This is a genomic window from Mycobacterium colombiense, from assembly GCF_001672755.1.
Taxonomy (GTDB): Bacteria; Actinomycetota; Actinomycetes; order Mycobacteriales; family Mycobacteriaceae; genus Mycobacterium; species Mycobacterium colombiense_C.
Window position 1 is genome coordinate 1 of sequence record NZ_LZKI01000007.1, and the last position, 15,785, is coordinate 15,785.

The 15,785-nt window shown below is 67.9% G+C and carries 17 protein-coding genes; 12 read left to right on the forward strand and 5 right to left on the reverse strand.

The features are described 5' to 3' along the window. Positions 1-224: 224 nt before the first annotated feature. Positions 225-845 (forward strand): TetR/AcrR family transcriptional regulator, encoded by a 621-nt coding sequence (locus tag A5708_RS01515; RefSeq protein WP_065026937.1) that lies wholly within the window; start codon positions 225-227, stop codon positions 843-845. Here A5708_RS01515 and A5708_RS01520 read toward each other — a convergent pair. Continuing rightward, positions 807-1,292 carry a YkgB family protein gene (locus tag A5708_RS01520; protein WP_065026938.1) on the reverse strand — a complete coding sequence of 162 codons (486 nt, stop codon included), beginning with the start codon at positions 1,290-1,292 and terminating at the stop codon, positions 807-809. The genes A5708_RS01515 and A5708_RS01520 overlap by 39 nt on opposite strands. A gap of 66 nt (positions 1,293-1,358) precedes the next feature. Then, positions 1,359-2,027, reverse strand: coding sequence for a TetR/AcrR family transcriptional regulator (locus A5708_RS01525; RefSeq protein WP_065026939.1), 669 nt, complete (start codon positions 2,025-2,027; stop codon positions 1,359-1,361). Between the two features lie 108 nt (positions 2,028-2,135). Here A5708_RS01525 and A5708_RS01530 point away from each other — a divergent pair, with 108 nt between their 5' ends. Continuing rightward, positions 2,136-2,696, forward strand: coding sequence for a pyridoxamine 5'-phosphate oxidase family protein (locus A5708_RS01530; protein WP_065026940.1), 561 nt, complete (start codon positions 2,136-2,138; stop codon positions 2,694-2,696). On the opposite strand, the gene A5708_RS01535 is transcribed toward A5708_RS01530, so the two are convergent. Further along, on the reverse strand, positions 2,697-3,167 hold the full coding sequence (locus tag A5708_RS01535) for an SRPBCC family protein (RefSeq protein ID WP_065026941.1): 471 nt from the start codon (positions 3,165-3,167) through the stop codon (positions 2,697-2,699). 36 nt (positions 3,168-3,203) lie between these two features. Then, positions 3,204-4,169 (reverse strand): LysR family transcriptional regulator, encoded by a 966-nt coding sequence (locus A5708_RS01540; RefSeq protein ID WP_065026942.1) that lies wholly within the window; start codon positions 4,167-4,169, stop codon positions 3,204-3,206. A gap of 181 nt (positions 4,170-4,350) precedes the next feature. On the opposite strand from A5708_RS01540, the gene A5708_RS01545 reads away from it, so the two are divergent. The 9 genes from A5708_RS01545 (at position 4,351) to A5708_RS01585 (ending at position 14,237) form a co-directional block, all read left to right on the forward strand. Beyond that, a complete protein-coding gene (locus A5708_RS01545; RefSeq protein ID WP_065026943.1) occupies positions 4,351-5,226 on the forward strand; it encodes an SDR family NAD(P)-dependent oxidoreductase in 876 nt (291 codons plus the stop codon). Position 5,227: 1 nt separating this feature from the next. Beyond that, complete coding sequence (locus A5708_RS01550) at positions 5,228-6,382, forward strand: sulfotransferase family protein (protein ID WP_065026944.1); 1,155 nt, start codon at positions 5,228-5,230, stop codon at positions 6,380-6,382. Further along, on the forward strand, positions 6,372-7,436 hold the full coding sequence (locus tag A5708_RS01555; RefSeq protein ID WP_065026945.1) for a hypothetical protein: 1,065 nt from the start codon (positions 6,372-6,374) through the stop codon (positions 7,434-7,436). The genes A5708_RS01550 and A5708_RS01555 overlap by 11 nt, the downstream gene beginning before the upstream one ends. Before the next feature lie 18 nt (positions 7,437-7,454). Further along, positions 7,455-8,276, forward strand: coding sequence for a mycofactocin-coupled SDR family oxidoreductase (locus tag A5708_RS01560; RefSeq protein ID WP_065026946.1), 822 nt, complete (start codon positions 7,455-7,457; stop codon positions 8,274-8,276). Further along, positions 8,276-9,046 (forward strand): SDR family NAD(P)-dependent oxidoreductase, encoded by a 771-nt coding sequence (locus A5708_RS01565; protein WP_065026947.1) that lies wholly within the window; start codon positions 8,276-8,278, stop codon positions 9,044-9,046. Before A5708_RS01560 ends, A5708_RS01565 begins: the two co-directional genes overlap by 1 nt. 63 nt (positions 9,047-9,109) lie before the next feature. Beyond that, the gene (locus tag A5708_RS01570; protein WP_065026948.1) at positions 9,110-9,322 is read left to right on the forward strand and encodes a heavy-metal-associated domain-containing protein; all 213 of its coding nucleotides are present in this window, start codon (positions 9,110-9,112) and stop codon (positions 9,320-9,322) included. Further along, complete coding sequence (locus A5708_RS01575; RefSeq protein WP_065026949.1) at positions 9,319-11,607, forward strand: heavy metal translocating P-type ATPase; 2,289 nt, start codon at positions 9,319-9,321, stop codon at positions 11,605-11,607. The genes A5708_RS01570 and A5708_RS01575 overlap by 4 nt, the downstream gene beginning before the upstream one ends. Positions 11,608-11,780: 173 nt before the next feature. Beyond that, entirely contained in the window at positions 11,781-13,172 is a 1,392-nt protein-coding gene (locus A5708_RS01580; protein ID WP_065026950.1) for an alpha/beta hydrolase, read from the forward strand. Positions 13,173-13,427: 255 nt separating this feature from the next. Next, the gene (locus tag A5708_RS01585; protein ID WP_065026951.1) at positions 13,428-14,237 is read left to right on the forward strand and encodes a polysaccharide deacetylase family protein; all 810 of its coding nucleotides are present in this window, start codon (positions 13,428-13,430) and stop codon (positions 14,235-14,237) included. A gap of 7 nt (positions 14,238-14,244) precedes the next feature. Here the strand turns inward: A5708_RS01585 and A5708_RS01590 are convergent, their stop codons facing one another. Then, entirely contained in the window at positions 14,245-14,712 is a 468-nt protein-coding gene (locus A5708_RS01590; RefSeq protein ID WP_065026952.1) for a MarR family winged helix-turn-helix transcriptional regulator, read from the reverse strand. Between the two features lie 74 nt (positions 14,713-14,786). On the opposite strand from A5708_RS01590, the gene A5708_RS01595 reads away from it, so the two are divergent. Then, complete coding sequence (locus A5708_RS01595) at positions 14,787-15,731, forward strand: alpha/beta hydrolase family esterase (protein ID WP_065026964.1); 945 nt, start codon at positions 14,787-14,789, stop codon at positions 15,729-15,731. Positions 15,732-15,785: the final 54 nt, after the last annotated feature.

The window sequence follows — 15,785 nt, forward strand, 5'->3', positions numbered from 1 at the left end:
GGCCACGCAGCGCATCGCCGCGGCGATGATCCGCGCCCGGGTCTGCTCGGCATCGGCGCCCACCGGCCGGCCCAATTGCGGCCCGGTGACGGTCATCCCGCGCCCGGGGTTGGTTGGTCACGCACCGCGCACCTCCGCGCCATCACCAAATTGATCGGCCGATTATATTCGATCTGTCGGAACCATCGGCCGACGGACAGGATGCGACCAGTGCAGGCAGCGCCGTGACGCGGGCGCCACGCGGGCGTCCGGTCGGTGCCAGCGGCGAGGAGACTCGCCGGCGGATCATCGCCGCGGCGATGCGCTGTGTGGCCGAGGCGGGACGCACCCGCGCGACGATTCGTGAGATCGCCCGCGCCGCAGACATAACCAGCGCCAGCTTGTATCACTACTTTGCGAACAAGTCCGAGTTGCTCGAGGCCACCGTCGGCGAGATGGACCGGATCGCACTCCCCCGGCTGCGGGCCGCCGCCGCGCAGGCCGACACCGTCGTCGATCGCCTCGCCGCGGTGCTCGACGAGTCGGGCCGGCTGATGCGCGACTATCCCGACCTGGCCGCCTTCGAGCGGGCGATGCGCGTGATCGGCCACGAACACGGCAGCCCGTCGCGACAGTCCGGGCCGAAAGCGTTGCCCGACATCATCACTGAGATCATCGGCGACGCCCGAGCGCAGGGCGCGCTGCCCGCCGGCACCGATCCGCGCGCCGCGGTGAATGCGATCCATGCGCTGACGCGCGGTCTGACGGAACGGGCGGCCAGCCTCGACCCGGACGCTTACGCCGCGACGCTCGATTCGGCCAAGGGACTACTGCGGGGAACGCTCTTTTCCGACGGCCGTCAGTGATTCGCCCAGCGTCCACAACGCGACGCCGAGCAACACCAGATCCTTGAGCAGAAACTGGCCCGGCAGCGCCGAGAGTACCGGAAAGCCGTCGGCGTACGTCGCGACAACACCGGGGGTCGTGAACAGAAAACTCAGCGTGCCCAAAAACAGCAGCACCGCCAGTGCGCTGCCCGCGGCCGAGGCCCGCGGCCACAGCGGCCGCAACGCGATGAGAAGGGCGGCAACGATTTCCATCGTGCCGAGTGCGCGCGCGACGAAGGTGGCGCGGAAGACGTCATAGACCCAGCTCATCAACGGGCTGTGCTGAATCAGCACGCGGGCTTCCATTTTCACGTATTTGCCGACTCCGATCCACGCCAGGACGAGCACCAGGCCGTAGCGGCCGACGCGGTGGCCCCACCGGGTCAGCGCCGGCACCGTCGCGGGCGCAAGGGTGTGATCGATCATCGGGCGAGGTCCTTTCGGGGGCACAACGGGCATCCACCCACCCCACGGTTCAGGCCGCGTTCGCGTTCACTTCCGCAACCGCTCGAGGCCCGAGACGATGAGCCGGAGTCCGAAAGTGAATTCGTCGGCCAGCGGGACGGGCAGGTCGTCGGCGACGGTGACCGTCGCGGGATAGCGGGACGGATCGAGTCGGTGAAACGCCGCGGAGAGTTCGGCGTCACGTTCACCGTCGTCCGCCGCCGCGCCGGACAGCTGTATCGCAAAGCCCAGGACGTAGCGGGCCAGCGTCGCGTACGCGTGGGCGGCCACCGCCGGTGGAAAGCCGTTGTCGAGCAGGACGGCCAGGCAGCGCTCGCGGTTGGCCAACGCGTGCGGCCCCATCGGCGTGTACTCGATCAACAGGGGCGCGACATTGCCATGCCGGCTCAGCGCGTCAAACATGTGCTGCGCGAACAAGGTACAGGCGTCCTGCCACGGCAGGGCGGCCAGCTCTTCCGCGTCGAGGTCGACCTCCCCGAGGATGTGGTCGATCACCAGCGAGACCAGCTGTGCCCGATTGGAGAAGTGGCGGTACAGCGTGGCCGTACCCGACTCCAGGCGCTGCGCCAGCGAGCGCATCGACAGCGCCTCGGGTCCCTGTTCGTCGACGAGTGTGACGGCCGCGACCAGGATGCGGTCGACCGGCAGGGCGGGGCGGCCGCGGGAACGGCGCTGCGGCCGGCTGGTGTCGCTCACATCACTCACCCTGGCGCTCCTGCCGCTTGACAGCCTCGTATATTACGGACACACTGTATCCATAAATATTGGATCGATCAACCACCGTGACAGCAAGGAAAATTCGCCATGCTCCTCCCCTTGGCGGCAGAGCCCTTCACCGCTCCCACCGACCGCGACATGCTGCCCTCCGAACGACGCGAGTTCGTGCGCACACATCGCACCTGCGTGTTCGGCTACCGCCGCCGCAACGACGGCCCGGCGATGTCGATCGTGTACTACATCCCCACCGACACCGGCGAATTGCTGGTCTCCACCATGGCCGGCCGCGGCAAGGCCCGCATCGTCGAACGCGATCCCAAGGTGAGCCTGTGCGTCCTCGACGAGCGCTGGCCGTTCGCCTATCTGCAGGTCTACGCGGACGCCATCATCGACCGAGACCGGAACTTGGCGGTCGACGTGATGATGGCGGTGGGCGGCCGGATGTCCGGCCAGCCACTCGGCGACGAGGCCCGCCCGCACATCCGGGAGATGTGCGAACGCGAAAACCGCGTCGTCATCCGCTGCCGGCCCTACTCCACCTTCGCAACGCCGCCACGCCATCTGCACCGCAACGACCAGGCCAGCGAACTCAGCCACTGGGTGTCCGGCGTGATGCCTTGGGACGCAGCCGATCCGGCGGCGGGCTGATCACCCCGTGTAGCGGTCGCGCAGCTTACTCAGCGTCGCTTCGATGCCCGTCGCGTTCGCCTTTGCGAAGCCCATCCGCTCGTAGTAGTTCAGCTTGTTCTTGAGGGCGCCGGCATCGCGATAGTCAAAGGTCTCGGTGACCTGGGTCAGCGCCGGAGACAGCTTCTCGAATTCCCACCGCCAGCGGTGACCCAACGGGTGGCGCCATTCGATGAGTTCGTTTTGCGTCAGTGCGGTGATCGTGCTGGTGATCCGGTAGGGAAGGCCGAACATCTTCATGTGCGTCGAAAACTTCGAGCCCTCGACCAGTTGTTCCGGCACGGTGATGTTGTCGCGCACCGTGCCCGATCCGTCCAGCTCGTGGTGACGGCGTGGGTCGGCCACCAAGGCAAACAGCTCCGCGGCCGGGGCGGCCACCTCAACCCTGCGGCTCACCTGGCGAGGACCCCGGTCGACGACAGTGACGGTCATGATGTCTCCTTCCGCTAACCGGCAGCGTAATCCGGTCTAGTCCTGCGGATCCGGGATGTTCGGATCCCACACCGGTGACGGCACGAACCGCGCAGGCCAGGAGCCTGATTTGGTCAACCGCGCGACCTCTTCGCGCAACACGATGCCGATCTTCGTCGCGAATTCGCGGGGCAGCTCGAGCGCCGAGCTCGCGGCCACGCCGAGCTGGTGGTTGATCTCGGGTTCGCAGATCGACGCGCACCGCAGCCGTCCCGCTTCGACGTCGGCGCCACACGCCGCCAGTGGCAGCACCGCGTACCCGAGTCCGGACTCGACCAGATGCTTCGCCACCTCCACCGAATCGGTCGAAAAGCGTGCCGTGAGAGCGACTTTGAGCCGGAGCGCGGTGTTCTCCAGCGTATTGCGGATGCCGGTCTGCGCGCTGGGCATCACCAGCGGAAGCTTGGCCAGATCCGCGAAGCGGATCGGGTTGGCGGGCGACAGGCCCGACGCGGGCCCGCCGACCAGCATGAGGTCTTCGATCACCAAGTGCCGGAAGAAGAGTCGGTCATCGGAGACCGGATTGAGCACCGCCAGGTCGATCGCGCCCTTCAGCAAGCGCTGCACCAGGTCGTCGGTCTCCGCGACAGCGATGTGGAAATGAACGTTCGGGAATGCCGCGCCAACGCTCGCCGCCAGCGGCGCGGCCAGGACGCCGGCCGTCGACGGCACCATGCCGAACAGCAGCCCGCGCTCGATCCGCGCCAACGGCGATCCCGCATACCGGACCGCGAGTTCGAGCTGACGCAGCGGCGCGGCCGTCGACGACCGCAACCGTTCGCCCTCCTCGGTGAGATGAACGCCCCGCCTGGTCCGCTCGAACAGCGTGATCCCGAGGTCCTCTTCCAACAACCGGATCTGGCGGCTGAGCGCCGGCTGGGCGATTCCCAGCACGGCGGCCGCGCGCGTGATCGACCCCTCCTCTGCAATCCGCAGGAAGTACTTGAGCCGGTGGGTGTCCATCGCAACCACTTCTACCAGCCATATAAATCCAGCATGACTGCTTTCCCGAATTGGTATTACCTCGCGCCGCCGATCGGGTCATATGGTCGGCTGACGCGGCCAAGGCGGCCCGATGCGATGCCCTGCCGGGATGACTGGCGGTCACGCGTTGAACGTCTCAACATCTGGGGAGAGGTCGACGATGACGGTTCAAGACGAGCGGGACTGGGTGCAACTGCTGGGTCTGGATCGGTTGCCCGAGCACATCGTCGGCAAGCGGGTCACCGAGCTGATGGACCTGTCCGGCAAGAAGGCCTTCGTCACCGGTGCCGGCGGTGACGGCCTGGGGCAGGCGATCGCCAACCGGCTGGCCGGCTGCGGAGCCGACGTGGCGCTCATCGGCCGCACCTTCGAGAAGGTCGCGCGCCGCGCGCAGGAGGTCGAGCAGCGCTGGGGGGTGCGGGCCATCCCCGTCAGGGCCGACATGTCCGACTGGGACCAAGTGCACGACGCGGTGGATCAGGCGCACGACGAACTCGGTGGGCTCGACATCATGGTGAACAACCCGGTGATGGTGGCCGCGGGTCCCTTCGAGCTGCAGACGAAGGCCGACATCGACTACACGGTGCTGGGCAGCCTGACGATGATGATGTACGGCGCACACGCGGCACTGCAGCACATGCTCGCCCAGGGCTCCGGGAAGATCATCAATATCGGTTCGGTCGGCGGCCGCATCCAGCAGCGCGGTCTGGTTGTCTACAACGCGTGCAAGGCCGGCGTCATCGGGTTCACCCGAAACCTCGCCCACGAGGTCGCGCTGCGCGGTGTCAACGTGTTGGGCGTGGCACCGGGCATCATGATCAAACCGGAGATGCGGCAGTACCTGCTCGATCCCCAGGACGACAGGCAACGCGCGGGCCGCGGCGCCATCCAGGAAGCGATCACCCATCAGGTCCAGCTGGGACGCGCGTCGTTGCCCGAGGAAGCCGCCAACATGGTCGCCTTCCTCGCTTCCGAGGCCGCCGACTACATGTGCGGCCAGACCATCGACGTCGCTGGCGGCCAGTGGATGGGTTGAGATGCTAACCTGCCAAACGGTTTTGGACGAGGCCAGGATACAGACCGGGCTGTCCGACTTCGGTGACGAATCCTACGCCGAAGGCCTCGACATGCTGCTGTCGGCGCTGCGAAACGAGGCGCACCTCAATGGGCGCGGCGAAGCCTTTCTGCATCAACGCATCTCGGGTTATCTCTCGCAGCGACTCCAGGTCGAGGACTGGTATCGCAGGCATCCGGAGATCGGCGACGTCGCAATCACCGCGCCGTTGATCGGTCTGGGACTGCCCCGGACCGGGTCCACCGCGTTATCGATGTTGCTGGCGCAGGATCCCGGCGTGCGCTACCTGCGCCGGTGGGAGTCCGCGCAACCCTGTCCCCCGCCCTCGACGGTGCGGGGCGTGGACCCGCGCATCCCGCCCGACAAGGGCGAGATGGTGGGCACCCGCCACCACGTGCCGGGCGATACTCATGGGCCGATGGAGTGCCACGAGTTGATGGCGCTCGATTTCAAGTCGCACATCTTTCAGTCGTTCGCCGAAATACCCTCGTACTCAACCTGGTTGGTCGAGCATGCCGACCTCACCTCCACGTTCCGGTATCAGCGCCGGGTGATGCGGCTACTGCAATGGGGCGAGCCGCCACACCCGTGGCGTCTCAAATGCCCGTCGCACGTGTTGTGGCTGGACGCCCTGGACGCGGTGTTCCCGGACGCGCGCTTCGTAATGACCCATCGCGATCCCACCGACGTCCTCTTGTCGGTGGCCGACCTGTACGCCGACATCATCGGATCGTTCAGCGACCGGATCGACCGCCGGTATATCGGCACGCTCAACGTCGAACACTGGTCGCTGGGGATGGAACGCGCATTGCGGTTCCGCGCCGACGGTGCGGAGGATCGGTTCTACGACATCGACTTTCGCGCCATGCAGGCGGATCCGATCGGCGAGGTCGCCGGCCTGTACGCATGGCTGGGGGTCCCGGTGTCCGACGAGTTCGAGGCGCGGATGCAGAGTTGGTGGCGGCACGCCGCCGCGGAGCGGGAGCCGAGTTCGCACGCCGACCCGGTGGAGTTCGGCATCGACCTAAACGAGGTACGGCCCCGATTCGCCCGGTATGTGGACAGCGCACGGCGGTGGACGGCACACCCAAGGAGTGACAAGAGCAATGGCAGTTGACCTCACGGGCGGCATCGACCCGTCCCGCGAATACGTGCTGGCGCAGCGCCCCGAGGATCCGGAGATGCGCGACTCGGTGAGCTTCTGGGTGGTGGATGACCGTGGCGAGATCGGCCTGCCGCGCATCGGAATCGAAGCCGTGGGCGCCAATTGGGATTTCCATGACATTCAGGTCAACGCGGCGTTCCCGGACGGCCGCGTCTACCGGCTGCGCACCAACGGGCCCGCCCTGCCCACCCGCGGACCCGACGGGCGGGCGACGGTGCTCGGCGCCGGCGGCCTTGCTTTCCACTGCGTCGAGCCGTTTGATACCTGGACGATGTCCTACGACGGACCCGCGGTCCAGACCTCCTCGGCCGACTTGGTCGCGGGCCGCAAGGACGGCCCGACCGCCGCCATCAGTTTCCACGTCGAAGCCAAAATGGCCGTACCCCCGTGGATTCAGGGCGCATTGCAATCCGACGCCGACACCCAACTCAAGACCACCGCGGTCGGTGCCATTATGGGCGGGCCACGGTACGAACAATTGTTCACCGCCACAGGCGAATTCCGGGTGGCGGATGAGCGGTACCCCTTCACCGGTAGCGGGCTGCGCATCCGCCGCACCGGGGTGCGCAAGCTCGCCGGGTTCTGGGGACACTGCTGGCAGTCGGCCGTGTTCGGCAGCGGCCGCGCATTCGGCTACATCGCCTACCCGCCGCGCCCCGATGGCCAGCCCACCTTCAACGAGGGATTCATCTTCACCGGCGACGGCGGCCTGATCCCGGCCAGGGCTTTGCAGGCGCCGTGGCTGACGCAGCTGCGGCCGCTCGGCGAGCCCGTGCCGGTGATACTCGAGACCGCCGAGGGCCGCATCGAAATCGACGGCGAAACAGTGTTTTCCACTCACGACATTCATCACGACGACGACATGTACTCCATGAACGCGCTCAAAGAGGAGATGGCCCAGTTTCCGGCCGTGCAGCAGGCTGGCGTGCGTTACACGTGGGACGGCGAACAGGCCTACGGCATGCTGGAACGCTCCAACCCGCTCGACAAGATCGCCCGCGACTGAAGGGAAAACACGCGACTCATGAACCAGTCACTTTCCGGAAAGGTCGCGCTGATCACCGGGGCCGCGCGGGGGCAGGGCCGGGCACACGCGGTACGCCTTGCCGCCGAGGGGGCCGACGTCATCGCGGTTGACATCGCCGGGCCGCTACCGCCCAGCGTCCCCTACGATTCACCGACACTCGACGATCTCGCCGAGACCGCCCGGCTGGTAAGCGCCAACGGCCGCAAGGTCATTGCCGCCAACGCCGACGTCCGCGATCTGGACGTCATGACCGCCGTCGTCGGCAACGCCGTAGCGGAACTGGGCCGGCTCGATATCATCGTCGCCAACGCCGGGATCTGTTGCCCCGCACCTTGGAATCAGATCAGCGCGCGGGCGTTCCGCGACACCATCGACACCAACGTCATCGGCACCTGGAACACCGTGATGGCCGGCGCGCAACACATCATCGACGGCGAACGCGGCGGCTCGATCATCCTGATCGGTTCGGCCGCCGGCATCAAAATGCAGTCGTTCATGATCCATTACACCGCAAGCAAACACGCCGTCGTCGGGATGGCACGGGCATTCGCCGCCGAACTCGGCCGCTACAACATCCGCGTCAATAGCCTCAACCCGGGCGGTGTCGCCACCCCGATGGGGACCGGCCGGATGCGCGACGCTCTGGAGGCGGCCGCCGACGAATACCCGCACCTGCGCGGCATGCACAAACCGCTGCTGCCCGAAGGCATCGCACAACCGGAGGACATCGCCGACGCGGTGGCGTGGCTCGCCTCCGACCAGTCCAGATTGGTTACCGCAAGCCAAGTTTCGGTCGACATCGGCGTCGGATACATCTGATGCGCGGCCTCGCTGACAAGACCTTCCTGGTCGCCGGGGGCGCCACCGGGATCGGGGCGGCCACCGCCAAACGCCTTGCCGCCGAAGGAGCCGGCGTGGCCATCGGGGACAACAACCTCGCCGGCGCCACCGGCACGGCCGACCAGATCACGGCCGCCGGCGGCCGCGCCATTGCCGTCGAATTCGACCTTGCCGACGAACAGTCGGTGCAACGCCTCGTCCAGACGACCATCAGCGAATTCGGCGCCATCCACGGCCTGCACAACGTGGGCGCCGACCTTTCCGAGGACAACCTGGGACGCGACACCACCATCCTCGATACCGGCATGGACGTCTGGCAGCGCACCCTTGACGTCAACCTGCTGGGGTACGTCCGGACGATCCGCGCCGTCCTCCCCCATCTGCTCGCCCAGGGCGGCGGCAGCATCGTGAACACCTCCTCGGGCGCCGCGCTGGGCAGCGATCCGTCGCACGTCGCCTATGGCGCCTCCAAGGCCGCCGTCAACCACCTGACCCGGCACGTGGCCGTCAACTGGGGCAAGCACAACATCCGCAGCAACGGCGTCATGCCCGGCCTGGTGATGGGCGAGACCCAGGAACGACAGAACGACGTCGCGCTGCAGCAGGCCTTCCTGATGTTCGGCAAGACCAGCCGGCTGGGCAGACCGGACGACCTGGCCGCGATCAGCGCGTTCCTGCTGTCCGACGAGGCCGAATGGATCACCGGTCAGGTCTGGTACATCGGCGGCGGATCGCACCTGCGGCAATAGGCCGCTCCGCCCGGCAGGCAGAATGGTGTGGTCAAGACTGCCGGGGGATCGAGAAGGAGCGGCATGCCCACCAGCGAATATCAGGTGAGCGGAATGAGCTGCGGCCACTGCGAGGCCGCGGTCCGTAGCGAGGTGGCCCAGATCCCGGGCATCGACGACGTGACGGTCAGCGCCGCCACCGGCAAGCTCGTCGTCACCAGCGCACAACCCATCGACGCGGGCGCCGTGCTCGGCGCGGTCGACGAGGCCGGCTATGAGGCCGTCTTGGTCGCATGAGCACGCCCCCACGGCAGATTGACGAGGGCGCCCTCCCCGATAACCCCGCATCGCCTCTGATCGAGCTAGACGTCAGCGGGATGACCTGCGCCTCCTGCGCGGGCCGGATCGAGAAGAAACTGAATAAGCTCGACGGCGTCGCCGCCACCGTCAACTACGCGACCGAGAAGGCCGCCGTGACCGCCCCCGCCGGTTACGACGCACGGATTCTCATCGGCGAGATCGAAAAGGCCGGCTACGGGGCCGCCGTGCCGCAGCGCGCGCCGGAGCCCGGCCGGGACGCGGCGACGCCGGATGACCCCGATCTGACCTCGCTGCGCCGGCGTCTGGTCACCGCGATCGTGCTGGCCGGCCCGGTCGTCGCCATGGCCATGCTTCCCGCCCTGCAATTCCCGCACTGGCACTGGCTTTCGCTGGCGCTGACCACGCCGGTCGTGGTGTGGTGCGGCCTTCCGTTCCACGCGGCGGCCTGGAGCAACCTCAAACACGGCGTGGCCACCATGGACACCCTGGTCTCGCTCGGCACCCTGGCGGCATTCCTGTGGTCGGTCTACGCCCTGTTGTTCGGGACGGCGGGCCAGCCGGGCATGCAGCACGACTTCGAGCTGACCGTCGGGCGCGACGGCGCCCCGTGCCGCGTCTACTTCGAAGTCGCCGCGGGCGTGACCCTGTTCGTCCTCGCCGGGCGCTATTTCGAAAGGCGGTCCAAGCGGGCGGCCGGCGCCGCGCTGCGCACGCTGCTGACGCTGGGCGCCAAGGATGTCGCGGTGCTGCGCGAAGGCAGCGAAAGCCGCGTCCCGATCGAGCGGCTGGCGGTCGGCGACGAATTCGTCGTGCGTCCCGGCGAACGGATCGCCACCGACGGGATCGTCGTCGCGGGTTCCTCGGCCGTGGACGCCTCCATGCTGACCGGCGAGTCCGTCCCGGTTGAGGTCGGCGAGGGCGACACCGTCACCGGCGCCACCGTCAACGCCGGCGGTCGGCTCGTCGTCCGGGCCACCGGGGTCGGCGACGACACCCAGTTGGCGCAGCTGGCCAGGCTTGTCGAGCGGGCCCAATCCGGCAAGGCCCGGGTACAGCGCCTCGCCGACCGCGTCTCGGGGGTGTTCGTGCCCGTGGTCATGGCGCTGGCGGCGGCAACCCTGGCCGGCTGGCTCGCGGCGGGCTTCTCGCTCACCACCGCCCTGACCGCCGCCGTCGCGGTGCTCATCATCGCCTGCCCGTGCGCCCTCGGGCTGGCGACCCCGACCGCCCTGCTGGTCGGCACCGGCCGCGCCGCCCAACTCGGGGTGCTCATCAACGGGCCCGAGGTGCTCGAGTCGACCCGCAACGTCGACACGATCGTGCTCGACAAGACCGGCACCGTCACCACCGGCCGGATGAGCCTGGTCGACGCGATCGCCGCGGCGGGGACCGACCGCACCACCCTGTTGCGCTACGCCGGCGCCCTCGAAGACGCCTCCGAGCATCCCGTCGCGCGAGCCATCGCCCGGGGCGCCACGGCGCAACTCGGCGCGCTCCCGGCACCCGGCGGCTTCACCGAGGTCAACGGCAAGGGTGTGCGGGGCACGGTCGACGGGCGCGCCGTCGCCGCCGGGCGCGAGAGCCTGCTGACCGAGTGCGGAATCCGCCTCGACGCGGCCCTGTCGGAGGCCAAAAACCGCGCCGAAGCCGAGGGCAAGACCGCCGTCGCCGTCGGCTGGGACGGCACCGCCCAAGGCATCCTGGTGGTCGCCGACACCGTCAAGCCGTCCAGCGCCGAGGCGGTGCGGCAGTTCACCCGGCTGGGCCTGACCCCGGTGCTGCTGACCGGGGACAACACCACCGTCGCCGCGCACATCGCCGACGAACTCGGCATCGCGCAGGTCATCGCCGACGCGACGCCCGCCGACAAGGTCGCCGCCGTCAAACGCCTGCAATCCGAGGGCAAGGTGGTCGCCATGGTCGGTGACGGCATCAACGACGCCGCGGCTTTGGCCGCCGCCGACCTGGGCCTGGCCATGGGCACCGGCACCGACGTCGCGATCCAGGCCGCCGACCTCACGGTGATCCGCGGTGACCTGCGTGCCGCCGTCGACGCGATCCGGCTGTCCCGGCGAACCCTGGCCACCATCAAGGCCAACCTGGTGTGGGCCTTCGGATACAACCTGGCCGCGATCCCGCTGGCGGCGCTCGGCATGCTCAACCCGATGTTCGCCGGCGCCGCGATGGCGGCCTCCAGCCTTCTCGTCGTCGGCAACAGCCTGCGGCTGCGCTCGTTCACCAGCGTCATCGACGACGCATGAGCAGCGGATCCCCGTCGAGGCGAATCTGGTCGGCCCACACGCAGAAACGGTCGGCTGACGTGCCACGTTCGTATGGGATAGTTGGTCCGGCCGCCGCCTTCGGTGACCCCGACCGGCCCTTCGATACTCACCTCACCCGCGCGCAGCGATCGATCTAGCAAAGGTCACGACCGTTGGAGCAGTTCTTCGGACAACTGTCCCTGTTGCACGGCTGGTTTCCGCCGGCCGTGCAGGGCCTCGCGCTGCTCGTGCTGCTCGTCGCGATTCAGTGGCGCGCACGAAGCTGGCTCAAGCGGGTGCTGCCGGTGGCGCTGATCGCCGCCGTCGCGGTGACGCTGCTGGCCCGGTGGTACATCACTTCGCTCGGGGTGGCCGGCGATCCGGCACCCACCACGCTGTGGCTCTGGATCGCCATGAGCGGCCTGGCCGCCGCGGTCTTCCTGGTGGGGTGGCGGGGAATCCGCTGGTGGCGGCGAGGGGTGGCGGTGCTGGCGATACCGCTGTGTGTCCTGTGCGCGGGCATGGCGCTGAACGGCTGGGTGGGCTACTTCCCCACCGCGCTCGCCGCGTGGAATCAGCTGACCTCGGTGCCGCTGCCCGACCAGATCGACCGGCTGAGGGTGACCGAGATGCAGGTCGCCGGGACCAAGCCGACCAAGGGCGTGGTAGTGCCGGTGGACATCGACGACAACGGCTCGCACTTCGCGCACCGCCGCGAACTGGTCTACCTACCTCCCGCGTGGTTCAACACCAATCCGCCACCTCGGCTGCCTGCGGTCATGATGATCAGCTCCGCGTTCAACACCCCGGCCGACTGGCTGGGCCCCGGCGGCGCGTTCACCGCCATCGACAACTTCGCGGCCGCACACCACGGCTTCTCCCCGGTGCTGGTGTTCGTAGATCCGACCGGTTCCTTCGACAACGACACCGAGTGCGTCAACGGCAGCCGCGGCAATGCCGCCGACCATCTGACGAAGGACATCGAGCCCTTCATGGTGTCGAACTTCGGCGTCAGCGCCGACCGGTTGAACTGGGGCGTCGCCGGATGGTCGATGGGCGGGACCTGCGCCGTGACCCTGGCCGTCATGCACCCCGAGCTGTTCAGCGCGTTCGTGGACATCGCGGGTGACCGCGGACCCAACGGCGGCTCCAAGGATCAAACCGTCGCCCGGTTGTTCGGCGGCAATCACGACGCCTGGGCGGCCTTCGACCCGGTCACCGTCATGACGAAGCACGGTCACTACGACGGCTTGTCGGGTTGGTTCGACGTGCCGGGCTCCGACGCGGCGCACAACGTCGCGCAGGAAGGCAATCCGGCCCTGATCGCGTCCAGCAGCGATCCCGCCGCCAACCCTGAGGGCCAGGACGTCGCGGCGAATTCGCTGTGCGCCGTCGGCACCGCCAATGGCATCGCCTGCGCGGTTGTCACCCAGCCGGGCAAACACGACTGGCCGTTCGCCGCCGAGGCGTTTGCCACGGCGCTACCCTGGCTGGCCTCGACTCTCGGCACCCCTAATACCGAACCGGTCCAGCTTCCGCAACGGGCCGCCGCCGAACCGCATTAATTCCCGCTGGTGGGCTGGCGTTCACCGGCGATAATCGATGTCGGCGGAAATTCACAGCTGACCCTCCCGTAACGCAGCCGACATCTGGGCACCGCGAATGGTACGGTTCGCTGCTGTGGCCTCGATGTTTCGCACCGACGGCGGTTCCTACGCGGACCCGCTGGTTGCGCAGCGCGCCACAATAGATGAGCGAATACTCGGGCCGAATTCGCCATTTCCGTTATCGCATTTGTTCGACGCCCTCGCTTGTCAACGATGAACCGTCGTCAGTTCCTCGGATCGCTCGCCGCGTCGGTCGTCGCCGGCGTAGGCGCGGCGCGGCTCATCGTCGATCCGCAGCCACGCACGTTCGCCCAAACTCCGGCGGCCGACATTCCGACCTCCGGCCCGACCGCCCCGCAGGCCCTGCTGCCGCCTCCGCCACCGAGCGCCCGCATCCCGCTGCCCGGCGGCGGCGCCTTGATGAAGATCCCCGGCGAGGGCGATCTGCTCGCGCTGACCGTCGACGACGGCGTCAACAGCGAGGTGGTGCGGGCCTATACGCAGTTCGCCAAGGACACCGACATCCGGCTCACCTATTTCGTCAACGGGATCTACGACTCGTGGACCGAGAATCTGGACATGCTGCGGCCGTTGGTGGACAGCGGGCAGATTCAGCTCGGCAACCACACCTGGTCACACCCGGACTTGACCACGCTGACGAAAGAAAAAGTCGCCGAACAGCTCTCACGCAATGATGCGTTTCTCAAGAACACCTACGGGATCGGCGCCAAGCCGTATTGGCGGCCGCCGTACGCGAAGCGCAACGCCGCCGTCGACGCGGTGGCCGCCGACCTCGGTTACAAGGTCCCGACCTTGTGGTCGGGATCGCTGTCGGACTCGACGTTGATCACCGAGGAGTACATCGTGCAGATGGCCGATCAGTACTTCACACCGCAGTCCATCGTGATCGGGCACCTCAATCACCTGCCGGTGACGCATGTCTACCCGCAGCTCATCGACATCATCCGCGACCGGAACCTTCGCACCGTCACGCTCAACGACGTGTTCCTCAAGACGCCGTAACGGGCTGCTAGTCAACCGATTTCGGTGTCGTTTCGGCCTCACTGGCGAGCAACGCCTTCAGCGTCTCGCGTAACTCCCCCAGCCGTCGCTCGCCCAGCACTTCGGTCCATCGCTGCTCCAAAGCCATTGCGTTAGAACGCATTACCTGCAGCGCCCGGCGGCCGCGCGTGGTCAATTCGATGATGCGGGCACGTGCGTCCACCGGGTCGGGACCTCGGGTGACGTAGCCATGCCGCTCCAGGGCCGCTATCGCCTGGGCCACCGCCTGCCGACTCACCCTGAGGCGATCGGCCAGATCGGATGCGTGCAATCCGCCCGCCGCCAGCGGCACCAGGGCGACCGATTGCGCGGGGCGGATCCCGTCGAGGCCGGCCGCAGCGAAGGCCGCGCGCAAGTGCGGCCCCCCGGCGGCGGCGACCAGGTTTACCAGCGCGGGCACGGTGGGCTCCCACCCGGAACCCGGTTCCTGTGCCATGTCGACAGTCTGCCATCCGGAACCTGATTGACAAGTTGCTTGTCAAAATCGGCGATCGGTGCCACGCTGTGGTCATGCGATGGAGGTGGATCCGGGTGGCGAGCGTTTGCCTGTCACCCGTTCTGGTTGTCGTGCTCGGCGGATGTCTCGGTGGCGGCCATGCGCTGGGAACCCCCGGCTCACAACCGATCCCGGTGGGCCAATCCACACAAAGCATCTCTTTGGGAGGAGCGAACAGAACCTTCCACCTCTACCGGCCCCAGGGGCTCAGCGAGGCCGTGCCGGTGGTGGTGATGCTGCACGGCGGCTTCGGCGACGGCGCGCAGGCCGAGCGCTCCTACCACTGGGACGCCGAGGCGGACAACGGGCACTTCCTGGTCGCCTACCCCGACGGCCTCAACCGGGCGTGGAACGCCGGCACCTGTTGCGGTGAGCCCGGACGCCTCAACACCGACGACGTCGGATTCCTCACCGCCATGGTCGGCGCCATCGAGCAGGAGATCCCGGTCGATCGCGCGCGGATCTATGTCACGGGCATGTCGAACGGCGCCATGATGGCGCTTCGCCTGGGCTGCCAGTCCGACACCTTCGCGGCGATCGCACCGGTGGCCGGCACGCTGCTGACCGACTGCTCCGCGGCACGGCCGGCATCCGTGCTGCAGATCCACGGCACCGCCGACGACCGCGTGCCGTATAACGGCGGGCCCGGAAAGGCGTTCGCGATCAACGGATCCCCGCGCGTCGACGGCCCGTCGGTGTGGTCCGTCAACGCCACCTGGCGCGCCATCGACGGATGCGGGGCGCCGGGCTCGACCACCGCCGGCGACGTGACCAGGCAGACGGCGGGCTGCGCCGACGGGCGCGCCGTGGAGCTGATCTCGGTAGCGGGGGCCGGCCATCAATGGCCCGGCGGTGAGCCGAGTCCCCTGGCGGAAAAGGTCGCCGGGATTCCGGCGCCGTCGACGGCCCTGGACGCCACGGACACCATCTGGCAATTCTTCAGCCAGAAACATCGATAGCGAAAACCAATCTCTAAAAAATTAGAGATTTCCCTTCCATTGGCGACCCGCTGA

What these genes read in the sequence shown, in the direction of transcription:
- A5708_RS01520 (WP_065026938.1), bottom strand. Translation starts at nt 1,292, where the DNA reads ATGATCGATCACACCCTTGCGCCCGCGACGGTGCCGGCGCTGACCCGG.
- A5708_RS01530 (WP_065026940.1), top strand. Translation starts at nt 2,136, where the DNA reads ATGCTCCTCCCCTTGGCGGCAGAGCCCTTCACCGCTCCCACCGACCGC.
- A5708_RS01535 (WP_065026941.1), bottom strand. Translation starts at nt 3,167, where the DNA reads ATGACCGTCACTGTCGTCGACCGGGGTCCTCGCCAGGTGAGCCGCAGG.
- A5708_RS01540 (WP_065026942.1), bottom strand. Translation starts at nt 4,169, where the DNA reads ATGGACACCCACCGGCTCAAGTACTTCCTGCGGATTGCAGAGGAGGGG.
- A5708_RS01545 (WP_065026943.1), top strand. Translation starts at nt 4,351, where the DNA reads ATGACGGTTCAAGACGAGCGGGACTGGGTGCAACTGCTGGGTCTGGAT.
- A5708_RS01550 (WP_065026944.1), top strand. Translation starts at nt 5,228, where the DNA reads ATGCTAACCTGCCAAACGGTTTTGGACGAGGCCAGGATACAGACCGGG.
- A5708_RS01555 (WP_065026945.1), top strand. Translation starts at nt 6,372, where the DNA reads ATGGCAGTTGACCTCACGGGCGGCATCGACCCGTCCCGCGAATACGTG.
- A5708_RS01560 (WP_065026946.1), top strand. Translation starts at nt 7,455, where the DNA reads ATGAACCAGTCACTTTCCGGAAAGGTCGCGCTGATCACCGGGGCCGCG.
- A5708_RS01565 (WP_065026947.1), top strand. Translation starts at nt 8,276, where the DNA reads ATGCGCGGCCTCGCTGACAAGACCTTCCTGGTCGCCGGGGGCGCCACC.
- A5708_RS01570 (WP_065026948.1), top strand. Translation starts at nt 9,110, where the DNA reads ATGCCCACCAGCGAATATCAGGTGAGCGGAATGAGCTGCGGCCACTGC.
- A5708_RS01575 (WP_065026949.1), top strand. Translation starts at nt 9,319, where the DNA reads ATGAGCACGCCCCCACGGCAGATTGACGAGGGCGCCCTCCCCGATAAC.
- A5708_RS01585 (WP_065026951.1), top strand. Translation starts at nt 13,428, where the DNA reads ATGAACCGTCGTCAGTTCCTCGGATCGCTCGCCGCGTCGGTCGTCGCC.
- A5708_RS01590 (WP_065026952.1), bottom strand. Translation starts at nt 14,712, where the DNA reads ATGGCACAGGAACCGGGTTCCGGGTGGGAGCCCACCGTGCCCGCGCTG.
- A5708_RS01595 (WP_065026964.1), top strand. Translation starts at nt 14,787, where the DNA reads ATGCGATGGAGGTGGATCCGGGTGGCGAGCGTTTGCCTGTCACCCGTT.